Raw genomic sequence first — 18167 nt, forward strand, 5'->3', positions numbered from 1 at the left:
GCTGTGTCCAGACTTTCCTTTCGCCAACTGTTATTTGCTGCTTTTATCCTTACCGCCGGCATTATGGCCGCCACTTCCGTGCAGGCGCTGCTGACGCTCGAGCATCTGGCCCAGCTTGGCCGTGAAACGGCGGCGCAAGCCATCACCCTGACCGAGCAGTCGCAGCGCCTGTCCGAACGCACGCTGGCCATGGAGCGCAGCGCGCGCCAGTTCCTGGTGCTCGATGACCCGCTGTTTCGCGAGCGCTATGCCAGCGCGCGCGAGGAAGCTGCTGCCGCCTTGCAACTGCTGAACCGTGCCACGCCGCACTTTGCGCCGCAGCTGGCCGATGAATGGACGGCGCAGGCCGATACTGCCTGGCAAGTGCTGCAGGCTGGCAAGAAGCGCAAGCGCGACGGCCAGGCCGTGGTCTACCGCGCCTTTGCCCGCATGGCGCAGATCAATGACACGCTGGCGCGTGAAAGCAAGACCGAGATCGGCAGCCGCAACGATGCGCTGCTCGATGAGCTTGAACGCCAGCGCCAGCTGCTGGGCATGCTGGTGATCGGCGCGGTGCTGCTGGCGGCCGTGCTGGCCATCTGTTTCGGTTTCTTGCTGTCGCGCCCGCTGCGCCGCATCGAGCGCGCCATCGAACGGCTCGGCGACAAACGCTATGACCAGACCATCGTGGTGGGCGGCCCGGCCGATACGCGCCGGCTGGGCCAGCAGCTGGACTGGCTGCGCCAGCGCCTGGCTGAGCTTGATGCCGACAAGGAACGTTTCCTGCGCCATATCTCGCATGAGCTGAAAACCCCGCTGGCGGCGCTGCGTGAAGGCGTGGCGCTGCTGGAAGACGAGGTGGCGGGCAAGCTGACGAGTGGCCAGCGCGAAATTACCGGCATCCTGCAGCACAATACGGCCTCGCTGCAAACCCAGATCGAAGACTTGCTGCGCTACAATACCGCCGCCTTTGACGCCCAGCGCCTGGCCTGTAGCCAGGTCGACCTGCTGGCGCTGCTGCACGCAGTGGTCGACGAGCAGCGCCTGCAATGGCAGGCGCGCCGCCTGGTGGTCGAGGTCGAGGCGGACGATGATGCGCTGGTGGTGCAGGCCGACCGCGACAAGCTGGCCACGGTGCTGGCCAACCTGCTGTCGAATGCGGTGCGCTTCAGCCCCGAGGGCGGCACGATCAGGTTTGCCTTGTCGCGTGCTGGCCGCCGGGCCCGCATCGATTGCATCGACCAGGGGCTGGGTGTGGCGCCGGAAGACGCTGCACGCATCTTTGAACCGTTTTACCAGGGTGTGCGCCAGGCAACTGGCGCGCGCAATGGCAATGGCATCGGCCTGTCCATCGTCCACGAATATATTGCCGCCCACAATGGCCGCGTCGCTCTTGTACCGCGCCCGGCCGGCGCTCACTTTCAGATCGAACTGCCCTTATGATGACAAGAATTTCTGCGGCCAGCCTGGCCGCCGGCCTGCTGCTGCTAAGCGGCTGCGCCACCCAGCAAGTTGTAACAAAGCCGGTGGTGGTGCAGGCGCCGCCGCGCGTGGTGGTGGTGGCCGACCCGCAGGTGGCTGAACTGCTGGCCTACCAGAACAGCCTGCGCCTGATGACACCGTCCGAACTGACCAAGGCCCAGCTCGACGTAGCCAAACTCGACCATGCTCCGCACAACACCATCCGCCGCGCCATGCTGCAGGCGAGCGTGCGCGCCTCGGGCGACCTGGCGCGCGCGCAGGCGCTGCTCGATACCGTGGCCCAGGCCAGTAGCAAGGAAGCGCAACTGCTCGCGCCACTGGCGCAGGTCTTGAGCGGCCAGTATGGCGAACTGCAGCGCCAGAACGACACCATCGACAAGCTCAACAGCCAGTTGCGCGAGGCGCAGCGCCGCAATGATTTGCTCAATGAAAAACTTGAGGGACTGAAAAACATCGAGCGTAGCTTGTCGGTACGGCCGGGCGCCGCCTCGGGAGGACAGAAATGAGTGACGCTGAACTGGCTACTATTTTGCTGGTCGACGACGACCCCGATTTGCTGCGCCTGCTGACCATCCGCCTGCAAGCAGGCAATTACCGCGTAATCGCAGTGGGCAGCGCGGAAGCGGCGCTGGCGCGTCTGGCGGTCGAGTTGCCGGCGCTGGTCATTACCGATGTGCAATTGCCGGGACGCGACGGGCTGGCGCTGTTTGACGATATCCGCCGTCAGCATGCCGCCCTGCCCGTGATCCTGCTGACCGCGCATGGCACCATCCCCGACGCGGTGGACGCCACCGCGCGCGGCGCGTTCGCCTATCTGACCAAGCCGTTCGACGGCAAGCTGCTGATGGAAAAAGTGGCGTCGGCCGTCAAGCTGTCGACCGTGCTGCCGTCGCAGGCGTCGAGCGACGATAGTTGGCGCGCCGAAATGATCAGCCGCAGCACGCAGATGAGCGAGTTGCTGGCCGAAGCCAAACTGGTGGCCGGCTCCGACGCCAGCATATTGATCCGCGGCCCCAGCGGCACCGGCAAGGAGCTGCTGGCGCGCGCCGTGCATAACGCCAGCCGCCGCGCCAAGGCGCCATTTATTGCCGTCAACTGCGGCGCCATTCCCGAGCAGTTACTGGAATCGGAATTGTTCGGCCATGTAAAGGGCTCGTTTACCGGCGCGGTGGCCAATCGCGAAGGCCTGTTCCAGGCAGCAGACGGCGGCACGCTGTTTCTCGACGAGATTGGCGACATGCCGCTGCCGCTGCAGGTCAAGCTGCTGCGCGTGCTGCAGGAACGCGCCGTGCGCCCGGTCGGCGCCAACGAAACGCGACCGGTCGATGTGCGCTTGCTGTCGGCCACCCACCGCGACCTGGACGTGGCCATGGCCGAGGGGCAATTTCGTGAGGATCTGTATTACCGTTTGAACGTGGTGACGCTGGTGCTGCCGCCGCTGGCTGAACGGCGCGAGGATATTGCCCTGCTGGCCAATCATTTCCTGCACAAGCTGGCCGACAAGTATCAGAAAAAACTCAACGGCTTTGCCCCCGATGCCTTGAGTGCGCTGGTGGGTGCGCCGTGGCCCGGCAATGTGCGCCAGCTGGTCAATGTGGTTGAACAGGTGTGCGCCCTGGCTACCGCGCCGCTGGTGCCGCTGAGCCTGGTGCAGCGTGCGCTGCGCGTGCCGTCGCTTGAAGCACTCAGCTACAACGAAGCCAAGCAGCGTTTCGAGCGCGACTATCTGGTCCAGCTGCTGCGCCTGACCGATGGCAACGTGGCTGATGCGGCGCGTCTGGCCGACCGCAACCGTACCGAGTTCTACCGTTTGCTGCAGAAATACGAGCTCACACCAGCGCTTTTCAGGGCCGATGGCGACCCTGTCGCCGAATAGCGACAATAATAAATCGTTTAAATTCAATGACTTAATTAAAATCGTTGATATTGTGCTTACAAGCTGTCGCCATCTGGCGACAAAAAGCCGGGTTTTTCGGGCCATGCCAGGCTAGAAAAACCCGGTTTTTATTTAAGCTATTGATTTTAAAGGGATTATAAAAGCTGGCACGGTGTTTGCTGTATGGGTAGATGTGACGCTCCAAAGTGTTGCTTTAACCAAGTAAGAAGCTTTTAAACTTATTGAGAGGAACTACCATGCAAACATCGAAACTGTTCAATACCCTGGTTGCTGCTGTTGTACTGTCGGGTGCATCGATTACCGCTTCGCATGCCGCTGACTCCGCACCGAAAGCACAAGCTCCTGCTGACACCGTCCTGGCCGCCAACGCTGGCGCCGCAGTCACCGACGACACCATCACCTCCTCGGCCAAAGCGGCCCTGGGCGCCGATGCCCAAGCGTCCACCGTACCGGTGAACGTAGCAACCAAGCAAGGCGTCGTGGTCCTGTCGGGCGACGTACCGAGCGCTGAAGCGGGCGACCGCATTGTCCAGATCGTTGCCTCCGTGAGCGGCGTGAAGGAAATCAAGAATGAGCTGAAAGTCAAAGCCGCCGGCTAATCGCTCGCGCTGATTTTTACTCCGGGTTGCCCTGTCTGCGGACAGGGCATTTTTTTGCGCGTTTGTTTCTATCCAGACATGGCTCCGGCAAGCCTGCCGGCATTGACGGTAAAATACCTGACCCAGGCGTCGTTTCCGGCGCATCCGTCATCCCGGCACAGCATGTTGTTGCAAGGCTGCGCCGCTACCAGGTAACCGCATGTCTTCTACTGCCTCCGCCTCTTTATTGAGCAAAATCAAACCCGACAATTTCACCCTTGCCCTGCTGGTCACCGTAGCGCTGGCCAGTTTCCTGCCCTGTACCGGGCAGACCGCCGTGGTATTCGGCAATATCACCACCGTGGCGATCGGCGCGCTGTTCTTCCTGCATGGCGCCAAGCTGTCGAAAGAAGCCGTGATGGCCGGCGTGCTGCACTGGCGCTTGCATCTGCTGGTACTGGCCAGCACGTTTGTGCTGTTTCCGCTGATCGGCCTGGCCATGCGCCCGTTGGCGCTGACGTTCCTGACCCCTGAGCTGTACATGGGCATCCTGTTTCTGTGCGCGCTGCCATCGACCGTGCAGTCGTCGATCGCCATGACCGCCATGGCGCGTGGCAACGTGCCTGCCGCCATCTGCAGCGCCTCGGCCTCGAACTTTATCGGCATCTTTATTGCCCCCATCCTGGTCGGCCTGCTGGTGGCCAAGGGAGCGGAAAGCAAGTCGTCGCTCGACGCCGTGCTGTCGATCGTGATGCAGCTGCTGCTGCCGTTCCTGGCCGGCCAGTTCCTGCGCCGCTGGATTGGCCGCTGGGTCGACCGCCATAAAGCCGTGCTGAAATATGTCGACCAGGGCTCGATCCTGCTGGTGGTCTATACGGCGTTCAGCGAAGCGGTGGGCGAAGGCTTGTGGCATACGCTGTCGGTGGAAACGCTGATTGCGCTGGCGCTGGTCAATATATTGCTGCTGGCGCTGGTGTTGGTGATCAGCACCTGGGCCAGCCGCCGCCTGGGCTTTTCCAAGGAAGATGAAATCACCATTGTTTTCTGCGGCTCCAAGAAAAGCCTGGCCAGCGGCGTGCCGATGGCCAAGGTGCTGTTTTCCACCCGTTCGCTGGGCATGGTGATCCTGCCGCTGATGCTGTTCCACCAGATCCAGCTGATGATCTGTGCGGTGATCGCCCAGCGCTACGCGCGCCGCACCGACGCTGCCGAAGCTCCAGCCCGCATCTCCTGATCCAACTCGGGGTCAGTTCCGCCATCTGGACACGGCCTCAGCCTTGCATCGCCACCAAACAGTGGTGGTTCGAGGCGACTTTTCTCTGACAGTTCAGCTCGTGTCGGTTTGGCGGAACTGACCCTGAGTTTGCTGAGTTTGTTTGCCTGTGCCTTCGGCCAGCAGCTTGCGTGCCAGCTGCAAACCTTCCACGATCACGCGGTATGCCTGGCGCCGGTTCTCTTCTTCGGGTGCGCGCAGCACATAGGACGGGTGGTAGACCGTAACGATCCAGCGGCCGTCATGCTGCAGCGGCGTGCCGATCAATGGTGTCATGGCGGCGCTGCCGTCCTGCAGGATCGATTTCAAGGCGGTGCTGCCCAGTGCCACGATCACTTGCGGCTTGACGCTGTGCAGTTCCTCTTCCAGCCAGTCGTGGCAGGCGGCAATTTCGCGCTGGGCCGGGGTCTTGTGCAGGCGGCGCTTGCCGCGCGGTTCCCATTTGAAGTGCTTGACGGCGTTAGTCAGATAGACGCTGTCGCGCGCCAGGCCTGCCTCCTGCATGGCACGTTCAAGCACCGCGCCGGCCGGCCCCACAAACGGCTGGCCGGCCAGGTCTTCCTGGTCGCCCGGCTGTTCCCCCACCAGCATGATGCGCGCATCGCGTGGGCCGGTGCCGGGCACGGCCTGGGTCGCGCTTTGCCACAGGTCGCAGCGGCGGCACTGGTCGAGCGTGCTGGCTTTGGCGCGGGCGGGCTGGGCGCGTTCGGGGCTAATCGGGATCATGGCGGCGCCCTGGCGCTGGCCGACCGTGGCGCTCTGGCCGGTGCGCCGCTCGCCATTGGCGGCGCTGCTGACCATGGCCGGCACGATGGCGCCCTCGGGCAGGTTTTTCCAGAAACGCGACGGAATATGGCTGCGCAACAGCTCGGCGTTCAGCCGCGCCGGATTGAAGATGCTGCGGTAATAGGTCAGCCACAGCGCTTCGCCGGCGTCGTCGATATCTGCCGCGCCGCGCATCAGGGCCGGTCCGGCATGCAGCGTGTGGCCGTCCCACAGCATGGAAGCATCGGGCGTGGCGATCAGCCAGCTGATGGAACCCATGCGCCGCGCAAAATGGCGCGCCACCTGCGGCAGTACCTCGTGTGTGGGCTCGAACCAGGCCACGAAGCGCGGTGCGCCGGCCTCTGGCGGACGTTCGCGAAAACGCACATAGGCATGCATGTCGTGCTCTTCGCGGCGAACCGCCTTGGCCATGCCATGCAGGCGCGCACCATCGGCGTCGGCTGGCGACACCACATCGTGCTCGCCACGCTGCCAGCGCCACAGCACCTTGTACAAAAAGGCCCAGCGGTCGGCCACGCTGAAGCAGGCTGCGCCTTCGAGCAGTTCGACCAGCTGGCGCGGCAGGTGCAGCGGCGGCGCGCAGCTGTCGTTGTTCGCTTCGGTTGGCGCGCCGGAAAACAGGTCGCCCTCGCCGGCTTGCGTCTGCCATTCGATCTGTTCGGGCGGCACCTGGCGCGCCAGCAGGGCGCGCGCGGCCATGCGCCAGTCGGCAAACGACGGCACCAGCCGTACTACGCGACCGTCAAAGCCACTCATGCGGCCTGCAGTTCCGGCCACAGATTCATCTGCTGCGGCGCCTCGGCCATGCTGCGCCGCAATTGCTCGGACGGCGTAGTGTCGCGCGCGGGAAAGTAGTCGGCGGTGATGATAAAGGGCGAGATTTTTTTCATGCTGCAGCGCAGGCGTGACAGGTCGGCATAGCGCACCTGGCGCAAGCGGCGCAATTCAACAATGCGCTGCGCATTGCGCAGGCCGATGCCGGGCACGCGCGCGATCATGTGCGGCGGCGCCAGGTTCAGGTCGAGCGGAAAATGTTCGCGGTGGGCCAGCGCCCAGGCCAGCTTGGGGTCGATATCGAGCGCCAGGTTGCCGCCGCTGGCCGGCAGCAGTTCGCTGGCCTGAAAACCGTAGCTACGCAGCAGAAAGTCAGCCTGGTACAAACGGTGTTCGCGCAGCATCGGCGGCGGCGCCAGCGGCACGCTTTTCGGGCTGTGGGGAATCGGACTGAAGGCCGAGTAGTACACGCGCTTGAGCTTGTAGCTGCCGTACAGGGTTTCGGCCGTATTGAGAATTTGCTGGTCGTCGCTGGCGTCGGCGCCAACGATCATCTGCGTGCTCTGGCCGGCCGGCGCAAAGCGCGGCGACTTGGGTTCCTCGGCCTTTTCATCGAGCTTGCGGCGGATCGAGCCCATCGCCAGCTTGATGGTGTGCACGCTTTTTTCCGGTGCCAGCTTCTGTACGCTGTCCTGCGTCGGCAGTTCGATATTGACGCTCAAGCGGTCGGCATAGCGCCCGGCGGCCGCAATCAAGGCTGGGTCGGCGTCGGGGATGGTTTTCAGGTGGATATAGCCGCGGAACTGGTGCACTTCGCGCAGCTCGCGCGCCACCTGCACCAGCTGCTCCATGGTGTAGTCGGCCGACTGGATAATGCCGGAGCTTAAAAACAGGCCGTCGATATAGTTGCGCAGGTAAAAGTCGGCGGTCAATTTCACCACTTCGGCCACCGTAAAGCGCGCCCGCGGTACATTGGAGGTGCGGCGGTTGACGCAGTACTGGCAGTCGTACAGGCAGTAATTGGTCAGCAGTATCTTGAGCAGCGAGACGCAGCGCCCGTCCGGCGTATAGCTGTGACAGATGCCCATGCCGCTGCTGGCGCCAAAGCCCTCCTTGCCGATGGAATTGCGCTTGGGCGCACCGCTGCTGGCGCATGATGCGTCGTACTTGGCTGCGTCGGCCAGGATTTCCAGTTTGTCCGTCAATTCCATGGGCCACCTCGATACTGTATTTATATACAGTATATCAGGGAAGTGCAAGCCATTGTTGTATTGCTTGACCAGCTGCATGGCAGGACGCTATATATAAGTGTATATTACGCTCCTGTCTGCCATCACACCAAGGACCGATCATGCGTTTCGCCCCTCTTGCCGCTTTCCTCAGTGCCGCCCTGCTTGCCACCTCCGCCAGCGCTGGCGAAGTGGTGGTCTCGGCCGCAGCCAGCCTGACCAATGCTTTCAGGGATGCCGCGCAAAGCTATGAAGCGCAGTATCCCGGCAGCAAGGTTTCGCTGAACTTTGCTGCGTCCGGCGTGTTGCTGCAGCAGATCGTCAAGGGTGCACCGGTCGACGTGTTTGCCTCGGCCGACCAGGAAACCATGGACCAGGCGCAGAAACAGGGGTTGATATTGCCGGCCGACCGTCTTGATTTTGTGAGCAACAGCCTGGTGCTGATCGTGCCGGCCGACAGCAAGCTCGGTATCAAAAACCTCAATGACCTGGCCGGCAAGAGTGTGACGCGGGTGGCGATTGCCAATCCGGCCAGCGTACCGGTCGGCCGCTATTCGGAAGGCGCGCTGAAGAAAGTGAACCTGTGGGACAGCGTGCAGCCCAAGGCGATCAGCACGCAAAACGTGCGCCAGTCGCTCGACTACGTGGCGCGCGGTGAAGTCGACGCCGGCTTCGTGTATGGCACCGACGCGGCCATCATGAAGGACAAGGTCAAGGTGGTCTACGAGGTGCCCTTGGCGTCGCCGGTGCTCTATCCGATCGCCGCCATCAAGGGCAACAGCAATACGGCTGAAGCCAAGCGCTTCATCAGCTATCTGCAAACGGTGCCGGCGCAGGCCATTCTGGCCAAATACGGCTTCAAGAAGCCGTAAGCGGGCATGGATGTCGCGTGGACCGCGCTGGCCCTGTCGCTCAAAGTAGCGGCCTGGGCCACGGCGCTCAATTTGCTGCTGGGCATCGGCACCGGCTATCTGCTGGCGCGCGCGCGCTTTCCCGGACGTAACCTGCTGGATGCTTTGCTGACGCTGCCAATGGTGATGCCGCCCACCGTGCTCGGCTACTATCTGCTGGTGCTGCTGGGCCGGCGCGGCCCGCTCGGCATCTGGCTGCAGGAACACTTCGGCATCAACCTGATCTTTACCTGGCAGGGCGCAGTGATCGCCTCGACTGTGGTGGCCTTTCCGCTGGTGTTCAAGCCGGCGCGCGCTGCCTTTGAAGCCGTCGATGGCCAGTTGGAACAGGCCGCACGCGTGCTGGGTGTGTCGGAAATGGCGATTTTTTTTCGCGTCACATTGCCCCTGGCCTGGCGCGGCATCCTGGCCGGCGTGCTGCTTGGTTTTGTGCGCGCACTGGGCGAGTTTGGCGCAACGCTGATGGTGGCCGGCAGCATTCCGGGCAAGACGCAGACGCTGTCGGTGGCCGTGTATGAAGCGGTGCAGGCGGGCCAGGATGAGTCGGCCAATATGCTGGTATTGATTACCTCCATCGTGTGCATCGTGGTGCTGCTGGCGGCCGGCCGACTGGCGCCCGGGCGCATCGTACACAAATGACGCCCATGCAACTCGACCTCGATATCCGCGCCACCTTGCGTTCCGGCAAACGCAGTTTCACGCTACGCGTGCAATGCGTGTCGAACAGCCAGCGCATTGCCGTGTTCGGCCCTTCGGGCGCCGGCAAGAGCATGACTCTGAAAGCGATTGCCGGCCTGTTTACGCCCGAGGCCGGCCATATCCGCCTGAACGGACGCACGCTGTTTGATTCTGCCGCCGGCATCAACCTGGCGCCGCAGCAGCGCAACGTCGCCTACCTGTTCCAGGACTACGCGCTGTTTCCACACCTGACGGTGCGCCAGAACGTGGGCTTCGGCCTGGCGCGCGGCTGGTTCAATCCGCGTGCGCGGGCGCGCCATGACAAGGTCGAGCACTGGCTGGCGGCGTTTCATCTGCAGGAGCTGGCGCACCAGTATCCCGACGAGTTGTCCGGAGGCCAGCGCCAGCGTGTGGCGCTGGCAAGGGCACTGGTGTCGGACCCGGCCGCCCTGTTGCTCGACGAGCCGTTTGCCGCGCTCGATCCCGCATTGCGTGTCAAAATGCGCAAGGAACTGAGCCAGTGGCAAGAGCGCCTGGGCGTGCCGATGATCCTGATCACGCATGACCCGGAAGACGTGCGCCTGCTGGGCGAACATGTACTGACGCTGCGCGACGGACAGATCGACAGCGGACAAACACCATGGGAAGAACAAATTGGATAAGACAGGAATCGGCCTGCAAGGTTCGGTATGGATGACGGTCGGCGGCGAGAACCTGGGCGGCGCCAGCCGCGTGCAGCTGCTGGGCGCCATCGGTGAATGCGGCTCGATCACGCAGGCGGCCAAGCTGGTCAAGATGAGCTACAAGGCGGCCTGGGATGCGATCGACGCGATGAACAATCTGGCTGGCGAGCCGCTGGTCGAGCGCCTGACCGGCGGCAAGGGCGGCGGCGGCACGCGCCTGACGCCGCGCGGGCGGCAACTGGTCGACAATTTTCAGGTTATCGAACGCGAGCATGCGCGTTATTTGCAGCAGCTCGAAAGCCAGGCCGAGGGCATTGCAGACGACCTTTTACTGATCAGGAGAATGGCCATGAAAACCACCGCACGCAATCAATTCCTGGGCAAGGTCACGCAACTGACCACTGGCGCCGTCAATGATGAAGTCACCCTGACCCTGCCGGGTGGCCAGCAGATCGTGGCAGTCGTCACGCAAGGCAGCAGCGCCAGCTTGGGCCTGGGGCCCGGCGTTGAAGCGTTTGCGCTGATCAAGGCGTCGTCGATCATCCTGGTCACCGACACCGAGGGCGCGCGCTTCTCGGCGCGCAACCAGCTGAGCGGCGCGGTCACCCGCGTGCAGACCGGCGCCGTCAATACCGAAGTGGTGCTCGACCTGCCAGCCGGCGGCACGATTGCCGCCATTATCACCAACCAGAGCAGCAGCGACCTGGGCATCGAAGTGGGCCGCAGCGTGACGGCCATCTTCAAGGCATCGAGCGTGATCCTGGGCGTGCCCGCCGCCTAGTCTTCGAGGTGCGCCAGCCACTCGCGCGCTGCGGCCAGCGCCTGCTGCAGTTCGTGTTCGGTGGCGGCCAGCAGCGCCGGCACTTCTTCCAGGCGGCCGGCGTCGATCGCTTCTTCGGTGGCAAAGGCGGTGCGGATCAGGCGCTTGGTGCCCAGGGTGCCGACCGAGCCGCGCAGGCTGTGCAGGATGCGCCCGACATCGCTGTGGCGCCCGGCCTGCAGCGCCGTTTCAGCGTCGCGCATCGGCGTCATATCCTTGTTCAGCGCGTCTTCCACCATGCGCCGCAGTACGCCCCTGCCCTTGGCGTCCTTGCCCATCACGCGCATCAGCGGCGCCATGGAAAACACCTCTTCATCGACGACTGCGGCAGGCTTGGCCGGCAGCGCCTGCGGGCGCCTGGGCAGGTGGCGCACGATCACTTCCATCATCTCTTCCACCACCACCGGCTTGGCGATAAAGTCGGTAATGCCTGCCGTCATGCAGCGCTCGCGCTCGGAGGCCAGCACGCCGGCCGTCATGGCGATCACCGGCAGGGTCAGGCGCAGTTCGGTGCGGATCAGATGGGTGGCGCTGAAGCCGTCCATGATGGGCATCTGCATGTCCATCAGCACGATGTCATAACGCAAGGATTCCATGCGCAGCCGTTCGACCGCCTGCAGGCCGTCGCCGACCACGTCAAGCGTGGCGCCCATGTGCTCGAGGATGCCGCGCGCTACCGCCTGGTTCAGGTGGTTGTCTTCGACCAGCAGGAAATGCACGCCGGCCAGTTCGGTGCCGGCCGGCTTGTGCTGCACCTGGCCGTCGCCATCGTGCTTGGCGATCAGCGCCTGGTGTAGCGCATCGAACAGGCTCGAACCGGTAATCGGCTTCATCAGCACCACATCGGCTTCGGCAGCGCTCGAGATTTCTTCCAGGTGGTTGCGTGCAAACGCGTTGACCATCACCACGATGGGCTGGCGCTGGCCGCTGGCGGCCTGGCGGATCGCCTTGGCCGTGGCCAGGCCGTCCATCACCGGCATATGCCAGTCGGCCAGCACCACGTCATACGGCTGTTGTCCTGCCAGCCGTTCGCGGTACAGTTCAATCGCGGCAAAGCCGGAATCGACTTCATCGGCGCTCCAGCCCCATGCCTCGATCAGCTTGACGATCAGTTCGCGCGTGGTGCGGTTGTCATCGGCCACCAGCAGGCGCAACTGGCCCAGCGCCGGCTTGCGCCGCTCTTCCGCCGGCTGTGCCAGCACCTCGAACGGCACCGCAAACCAGAAGCGGCTGCCCTTGCCTTCGCTGCTGGCCACGGCGATTTCGCCGCCCATCATGCGGATCAGGTGCTTGCTGATAGCCAGCCCCAGGCCAGTGCCGCCAAAGCGGCGTGTAATGCTCTGGTCGCCCTGCGAGAAGGCAGTAAACAACTGTTCCTGCTGCTGCAGCGTCATGCCGATGCCGGTGTCGCGCACTTCGAAGCGCAGCCAGGTGCGCTGCTGGTCGCTGTCTTCCACGCTGACAGCCACCACCACTTCGCCGCTTTCGGTAAATTTGATGGCGTTGCCGGCCAGGTTGACCAGGATCTGCTGCAGGCGCTGGGCGTCGCCAAGCAGGCGACGCGGTACATTCGGTTCGACCGCAATGGCCAGTTCCAGTTCCTTTTCACCGGCGTTCATGGTCATGGTGGTGGCCAGTGTATTCATCACCTCGTCGAGGTCGAATTCAATCGGCGACAGGTCCATGCGGCGCGCCTCGATCTTGGAAAAGTCGAGTACATCGTTAAGGATGCCCAGCAGCGACTGGCCGGCCACGCGCACCATGGTCAGGTATTTGCGCTGTTCGGTGTCGAGCCTGGTATTGCCCAGCAAATACACCATGCCCAGCACGGCGTTCAGCGGTGTACGGATCTCATGGCTCATATTGGCCACGAAATCGCTTTTGGCGCGGTTGGCTGCTTCGGCGCGGTCGCGTTCGAGTTCCAGTTCGTCGGCGCGTGTTTCGACTTCCTGCTGCAGGCGGTCGCGCTCGCTCATCAGGCCGTTGAAGGCTTCGGTCAGCTGGCCTACTTCGTCGCGTTGCAGTACCGGCACCGGCGTAAAGCGGCTGCCGCTGGCGCGCATGGCCAGCAGGGTGTCGCGCAGGCGCACCAGCGGCGAGAGCAGCCGCACGGTGACCCAGCCCAGTACGGCGGCCGCCAGCAGCGAGGCCAGTACACTCCACAGTATCAGGCGGTACAGCACGCCGTTGAACGGTTCGAAAGCGTCTGTGACGGGCAAGGAAGCAGCCAGCAGCCAGTTGACCGATTTCAATCGCCTGAAGCTGTTGACGCCGGTAACGCCCTGGCTGTTGGTGCTGACCATGCTGCCCTCGCCGTCTTCCTTGAGCAGCTGGGTGGTGGTGATATTGGCAGTGGGTATACGTGGCTTGAGCAGGCGGCTGGCATCGGGGTGCAGCACGTAGCGCGGTTCGGTTTCGCGCGTGAGGATAAAGTAAAAGCCGTTCTTGCCCACTTTGGCGGTGCGCAGCTTGCCCAGCATATTGTCCTTGTACAGGCGCAGGACGCCGATCACCACGCCGGCCACTTCACCATCTTGATCGAGCACGGGCGCGATCATCTGCACGATCGGCTGGTGGCTGGTCTTGCCCAGGATGGGTTCGGTAATCATGGCCTTGCGGGTGCGCATGATGGTCTGGAAATAAGCCCGGTCGGCCACGTCGACACCGTTGCGCGCCTTGACCTCGGGCACATCGGCTACCACCTTGCCTTGCGCATCGAGCACGATGACATCGTCAAACAGCGACAGCATGGCGCGCTGGGTGTAGTACTCGCGCAGCTGGGCCGGATTATCCATCAGCGCCAGCGGCTGGCGCCGCGCCGTCTCGCTGATAATGTCGAGCAGCATGCCCAGTTTGTCGTCAAGCTCGTCAGCCGTACGTTCGATCATCGCCGTTTGCTGGCTCAGCAGCACCTGCGTAAAATCGTCGCGCATGCGCTGCACCTGGATCGTGGTGACCAGCGCAATCATGGCAATCGAGATCAGACTGGTAGCCAGCGCGACTTTGACTTTAATGCCGAGAGGCTTCATATTTTCCTTTTCAAAAGCGAGCGGCACGGCTGCAGATAATGCTGCCAGGAATTTTCCTATCATTGCAGCAGCTTGGCAAGTTCAGGCGCCTGGCGTGTCGCGCCAGTGGTGATGTTGCCATAGAAATAAATGAAATACAGCTTTATTGCCAGGAATTGAGATCAAATAGGCACAAGCAAGCGTACTTTGCAGTAAACTCATTGTTGTATTTTCTTAAAGGTACTGCCATGACACCAGAGTTACTGTCCCCAACCCCGCCCACCCTGAACGTGGAGGCGCTGCGCGCGCGCTGTTCGACCTGCAGCATGCACCAGCTGTGCCTGCCCATGGGACTCGATGTGGGCGATATGGACAGGCTCGACCAGATTATCGGCCGCCGCCGCAAGGTCGCGCGCGGGGCGTCGCTGTTTCGTATCGGCGACTCGTTCCAGAACCTGTATGCGATACGCCTGGGCCACTTCAAGACCTACCAGATCAATCCGGGCGGCGAAGAACAGGTGACGGGTTTCCAGATGGCCGGCGAGCTGCTGGGCATGGACGCCATCAGCGCCGACCGCCACCATTGCAATGCGGTGGCGCTGGAAGACAGCGAAGTGTGCGAGATTCCGTTTGCCAGCCTGGAGCAGCTGCTCGGTAATATGCCGACCCTGCTGCGCCATTTCCACCGCATGATGAGCCAGGAAATCACGCGTGAGCAAAGCGTCATGCTGTTGCTCGGCAATATGCAGGCCACGCAGCGCTTTGCCGCCTTTATCGTCAACCTGGCGTCGCGCTACGAGGCGCGCGGCTACTCGGGCAACAACTTCCAGCTGCGCATGTCGCGCGAGGAAATCGGCAATTACCTGGGACTGACGATCGAAAGCGTCAGCCGCCTGTTGTCGAAGTTCAAAAAAGAAGGCTGGCTGCGCGTCTCGAACCGCGAGATCGAGATTTTGCAACCAGCCAAACTGAAGGCCATTACGGCCGGTACCGATACCTGCAAATAAAGCGGGCGTCGTGGTCTTATAACTCCTCGTCGGCATGCAGCGCCAGGCTGCGCTGCACCGGCCAGGTCCAGATGCCCGACAAACGCCATTCACGCTTGTCGTTTTCCACCAGCACCTGCCAGCGGCTGCGCTCGAGCATCGGCAGCGATACCGAGAAATTGCCATCGGCATCGGGTTTGACCAGCAGCTTGATGTCCTTTTCCGGCAGCGTGGCGTGCGCCAGGTGCAGCTGCAGCGGCGCCGTGTACGGCTTGTTGAAGCTGTGCACCGAGCCGGTCAGGCGCCCTTGCGCCACGTCATAAGCAAGACTGGTGTCCATGCCCATATCGCTGGCCACGGTATCGCGGCGCAGGTCCTGGTTGATGGCCTTGCCCTTCTTGTAGTAATCGCCCACCACCACCGCGTCAGGCTGGGTAAAGGCGATATAGCCCATGAAGCTGCCTACCACCACCGACAGGCCCGGGCCGATCATCAGCAGCCACGGCCAGCGATGCTTGTACCAGGGGTCGACGGGGGGCTGCAGTTTGACTGTATCGGACATTGTTTTCTCCTTTTATCTCGGTACGATAAACACCGCGCTCTCGCGCACATGCAGCGACGGGTCCTCGACCGACTGCAGCTCGATATGAATCTTGTTCGAGCCTTTCTCGCCCACACCGTGCGGCACGCGCAGGCGGATCGGCCAGCCCAGCGTTTCGGTCGGCTGCAAGGTCACTTCGTCGCGCGAAATCAGTTCAAGGCCGGACAAGCCGCTCGCGCTGATCTTGAAGTGTTGCTGCTGTTCGGAGGTGTTCATGATCTGCAGGCGGTAGACGTTTTCTATCATGCCGTCTTCCACTTCGCGGCCCATCGAGCCACGGTCGCGGATCACATCCATCTTCAGCGGCGTGCGCAGGAACAGCGAGGTACAGACACCGATAATGATCAGCGCCAGGATGGAACTATAGATCAGCACGCGCGGGCGCATGGCGCGCTGGCGGATCTGCTTCGAGTCGAAGTTGTTTTCCATCGCATGGTCGGTACTGTAGCGTATCAGTCCGCGCGGGCGTTCGATCTTGTCCATCACGCTGTTGCAGGCATCGACGCAGGCCGCGCAGCCGATGCATTCATACTGCAGGCCGTTGCGGATATCGATGCCGGTCGGACAGACCTGTACGCACATGGTGCAGTCGATGCAGTCGCCCAGCGGCTTGGCCGGTTGCGCCGCCTTCTTGTTGGCCACGCCGCGTGGCTCGCCGCGCTTGGCGTCGTAGGTGATGATCAGCGTGTCCTGGTCGAACATGGCGCTCTGGAAGCGCGCGTACGGGCACATGTATTTGCACACCTGTTCGCGCAGCCAGCCCGCGTTGCCGTAGGTGGCCAGCGCATAGAACAGCACCCAGAACCATTCCCATGGGCCGAAGTTGAACGTCTGCACTTCACGCGCCAGCTCGTGGATGGGCGTGAAATAGCCAACGAAGGTAAAACCGGTCCACAGTGCAATTGCACCCCAAGCCAGATGTTTTGCGGTTTTCTTGGCTGCCTTGCGTACCGACGGTCCCTGGCGGTCCAGCGCAATGCGGGCACTGCGCGGGCCCTCGATCTTGCGTTCGACCCACAGGAAAATCTCGGTATACACCGTTTGCGGACAGGAGAACCCGCACCACACCCGTCCGGCAATGGCAGTGACAAGGAACAGCAGATAGGCCGCAATGATCAGCAGGGCCGCCAGATAGATGAAATCTTGCGGCCACAGTACCACGCCGAAAATGTAGAACTTGCGCGTGGTCAAATCGAACAGCAGGGCTTGCCTACCGTTCCAGTTGAGCCAGGGCAAGCCGTAGAACGCCAGCTGGGTCAGCCATACGCACACCCAGCGCCATGTTGCATAGCGTCCTTTGGCCTCGCGAGGGTAGATTTGCTCGCGGGCCGCATACATCTTGATGACTTGAGGTTCCGACATTACTTCACTGGCGCCTGCGGTTGTGGATTGGACAGGCTCCAGATATAGGCCGACAGCACATGCACTTTCGACTCGCCCAGGAAATCACCGAACGCGGGCATGGTGTTGTTGCGGCCCTTGCGGATGGTTTCCATGATGGTATCGGCGCTGCCGCCGTACAGCCATATCTTGTCGGTCAGGTTAGGTGCGCCCAGCTGCTGGTTGCCTTTGGCATCGGCGCCGTGACAGGCCATGCAGGCACCGAACTTGGCTTTGCCCAGTACCGACTTGACCGGATCGGAAGTCGAACCCGACAGGCTCAGCACGTAGTGCGCCACGTTCTCGATATCCTTTTCCGAACCGACTGCGGCACCCATCGGCGGCATGATGCCGTTGCGACCGTGCATGATGGTGGTCTTGATGATGTCGGGATCGCCGCCATACAGCCAGTCCTTGTCGGTCAGGTTCGGGAAGCCCTTGTTGCCGCGGGCGTCGGAACCATGGCACTGCGCGCAGTAGGTCAGGAACAGGCGCTGGCCGATGGCGTTGGCCTGTGGATCGGCAGCGACCGTCTTGATGTCCTGGCTCAGATACTTGTTGAACAGCGGACCGTAATCGGCTTCCGCTTTCTTCAGTTCTTCCTCGTACTGGCCGGTCGATTTCCAGCCCAGCTTGCCCTGGTAGGTGCCCAGGCCCGGATACAGGAACAGGTAGGCCAGTGCAAACACGATGGTGATGTAGAACAGCCACATCCACCAGCGCGGCATCGGTGTGTTGAGCTCCGTCAGGTCTTCGTCCCAGACGTGGCCGGTGGTGCCGTCAGCCGGTGCGCCCGGCTCGACCTTCACCTTCGACTGCGAATAGAGCAGCACGCCGCAGCCGATAATGCCCAGCAGCGACAGCACGACGATATAGATATTCCAGAAACCGCTGGTGAAGTCAGACATGAGCGCGCTCCTCTTTTACTGGTGCCGGCGCGGCCGGAGTGTCAAGCGCTTCGTCGTCGAACGGCAGGTGCGCCGCTGCGTCGAAGTCCTTGTTGCTGCGGCTGAAAGTCCACCACAGGATGCCCAGGAACGTCGTAAAGGAAACCACCGTCATGACGCTGCTGGCGCTGTCGAACAGATTGTCGATTGCCATG

Annotated in this window: 17 protein-coding genes; 10 read left to right on the forward strand and 7 right to left on the reverse strand. The window is 62.5% G+C overall.

The window, feature by feature from the left end:
• The first annotated feature begins 3 nt into the window (after positions 1–3).
• The 5 genes from GCM43_RS21615 to GCM43_RS21635 all read left to right on the forward strand — a co-directional run bounded on the left by GCM43_RS21615 (position 4) and on the right by GCM43_RS21635 (position 5170).
• Complete coding sequence (locus GCM43_RS21615) at positions 4–1422, forward strand: sensor histidine kinase (RefSeq protein ID WP_413770976.1); 1419 nt, start codon at positions 4–6, stop codon at positions 1420–1422.
• Complete coding sequence (locus GCM43_RS21620) at positions 1419–1967, forward strand: hypothetical protein (protein ID WP_226929603.1); 549 nt, start codon at positions 1419–1421, stop codon at positions 1965–1967. Before GCM43_RS21615 ends, GCM43_RS21620 begins: the two co-directional genes overlap by 4 nt.
• Positions 1964–3337, forward strand: coding sequence for a sigma 54-interacting transcriptional regulator (locus GCM43_RS21625; RefSeq protein WP_152247953.1), 1374 nt, complete (start codon positions 1964–1966; stop codon positions 3335–3337). The genes GCM43_RS21620 and GCM43_RS21625 overlap by 4 nt, the downstream gene beginning before the upstream one ends.
• Positions 3338–3594: 257 nt before the next feature.
• On the forward strand, positions 3595–3957 hold the full coding sequence (locus GCM43_RS21630; RefSeq protein WP_152247954.1) for a BON domain-containing protein: 363 nt from the start codon (positions 3595–3597) through the stop codon (positions 3955–3957).
• A 199-nt stretch (positions 3958–4156) separates the two neighbouring features.
• Positions 4157–5170, forward strand: coding sequence for a bile acid:sodium symporter family protein (locus GCM43_RS21635; protein WP_152247955.1), 1014 nt, complete (start codon positions 4157–4159; stop codon positions 5168–5170).
• A 93-nt stretch (positions 5171–5263) separates the two neighbouring features.
• On the opposite strand, the gene GCM43_RS21640 is transcribed toward GCM43_RS21635, so the two are convergent.
• Together GCM43_RS21640 and GCM43_RS21645 are read right to left on the reverse strand one after the other, a co-directional pair.
• The gene (locus GCM43_RS21640) at positions 5264–6751 is read right to left on the reverse strand and encodes a UdgX family uracil-DNA binding protein (RefSeq protein WP_152247956.1); all 1488 of its coding nucleotides are present in this window, start codon (positions 6749–6751) and stop codon (positions 5264–5266) included.
• On the reverse strand, positions 6748–7980 hold the full coding sequence (locus tag GCM43_RS21645) for a putative DNA modification/repair radical SAM protein (RefSeq protein WP_152247957.1): 1233 nt from the start codon (positions 7978–7980) through the stop codon (positions 6748–6750). Before GCM43_RS21645 ends, GCM43_RS21640 begins: the two co-directional genes overlap by 4 nt.
• Before the next feature lie 140 nt (positions 7981–8120).
• Here GCM43_RS21645 and modA point away from each other — a divergent pair, with 140 nt between their 5' ends.
• From modA to GCM43_RS21665, 4 genes are read left to right on the forward strand one after another with little or no spacing between them, the layout of a single operon-like run.
• Entirely contained in the window at positions 8121–8870 is a 750-nt protein-coding gene (gene modA / locus GCM43_RS21650) for a molybdate ABC transporter substrate-binding protein (protein ID WP_152247958.1), read from the forward strand.
• 6 nt (positions 8871–8876) lie between these two features.
• Positions 8877–9548 (forward strand): molybdate ABC transporter permease subunit, encoded by a 672-nt coding sequence (gene modB / locus GCM43_RS21655; protein ID WP_152247959.1) that lies wholly within the window; start codon positions 8877–8879, stop codon positions 9546–9548.
• Positions 9549–9553: 5 nt separating this feature from the next.
• Entirely contained in the window at positions 9554–10249 is a 696-nt protein-coding gene (locus tag GCM43_RS21660) for a sulfate/molybdate ABC transporter ATP-binding protein (RefSeq protein ID WP_152248005.1), read from the forward strand.
• Positions 10250–10280: 31 nt separating this feature from the next.
• The gene (locus tag GCM43_RS21665) at positions 10281–11051 is read left to right on the forward strand and encodes a TOBE domain-containing protein (RefSeq protein ID WP_152248006.1); all 771 of its coding nucleotides are present in this window, start codon (positions 10281–10283) and stop codon (positions 11049–11051) included.
• On the opposite strand, the gene GCM43_RS21670 is transcribed toward GCM43_RS21665, so the two are convergent.
• Complete coding sequence (locus tag GCM43_RS21670; RefSeq protein ID WP_152247960.1) at positions 11048–14119, reverse strand: HAMP domain-containing sensor histidine kinase; 3072 nt, start codon at positions 14117–14119, stop codon at positions 11048–11050. The genes GCM43_RS21665 and GCM43_RS21670 overlap by 4 nt on opposite strands.
• Before the next feature lie 227 nt (positions 14120–14346).
• Between GCM43_RS21670 and fnr the strand changes: the two genes are divergently transcribed.
• Complete coding sequence (gene fnr / locus GCM43_RS21675) at positions 14347–15105, forward strand: fumarate/nitrate reduction transcriptional regulator Fnr (RefSeq protein ID WP_152247961.1); 759 nt, start codon at positions 14347–14349, stop codon at positions 15103–15105.
• A gap of 16 nt (positions 15106–15121) precedes the next feature.
• Here the strand turns inward: fnr and GCM43_RS21680 are convergent, their stop codons facing one another.
• The 4 genes from GCM43_RS21680 to GCM43_RS21695 are packed head-to-tail and all read right to left on the reverse strand — an operon-like array spanning position 15122 to position 18166.
• Positions 15122–15646 (reverse strand): FixH family protein, encoded by a 525-nt coding sequence (locus tag GCM43_RS21680; RefSeq protein ID WP_152247962.1) that lies wholly within the window; start codon positions 15644–15646, stop codon positions 15122–15124.
• 12 nt (positions 15647–15658) lie between these two features.
• On the reverse strand, positions 15659–17047 hold the full coding sequence (ccoG, locus tag GCM43_RS21685) for a cytochrome c oxidase accessory protein CcoG (protein WP_152247963.1): 1389 nt from the start codon (positions 17045–17047) through the stop codon (positions 15659–15661).
• Positions 17047–17973 (reverse strand): cytochrome-c oxidase, cbb3-type subunit III, encoded by a 927-nt coding sequence (gene ccoP / locus GCM43_RS21690; RefSeq protein ID WP_152247964.1) that lies wholly within the window; start codon positions 17971–17973, stop codon positions 17047–17049. The genes ccoG and ccoP overlap by 1 nt, the downstream gene beginning before the upstream one ends.
• The gene (locus GCM43_RS21695) at positions 17966–18166 is read right to left on the reverse strand and encodes a cbb3-type cytochrome oxidase subunit 3 (RefSeq protein ID WP_152247965.1); all 201 of its coding nucleotides are present in this window, start codon (positions 18164–18166) and stop codon (positions 17966–17968) included. The genes ccoP and GCM43_RS21695 overlap by 8 nt, the downstream gene beginning before the upstream one ends.
• Position 18167 lies beyond the last annotated feature (1 nt).

This window comes from Janthinobacterium aquaticum, assembly GCF_009208565.1.
In the GTDB taxonomy this organism is placed as follows: domain Bacteria; phylum Pseudomonadota; class Gammaproteobacteria; order Burkholderiales; family Burkholderiaceae_D; genus Janthinobacterium.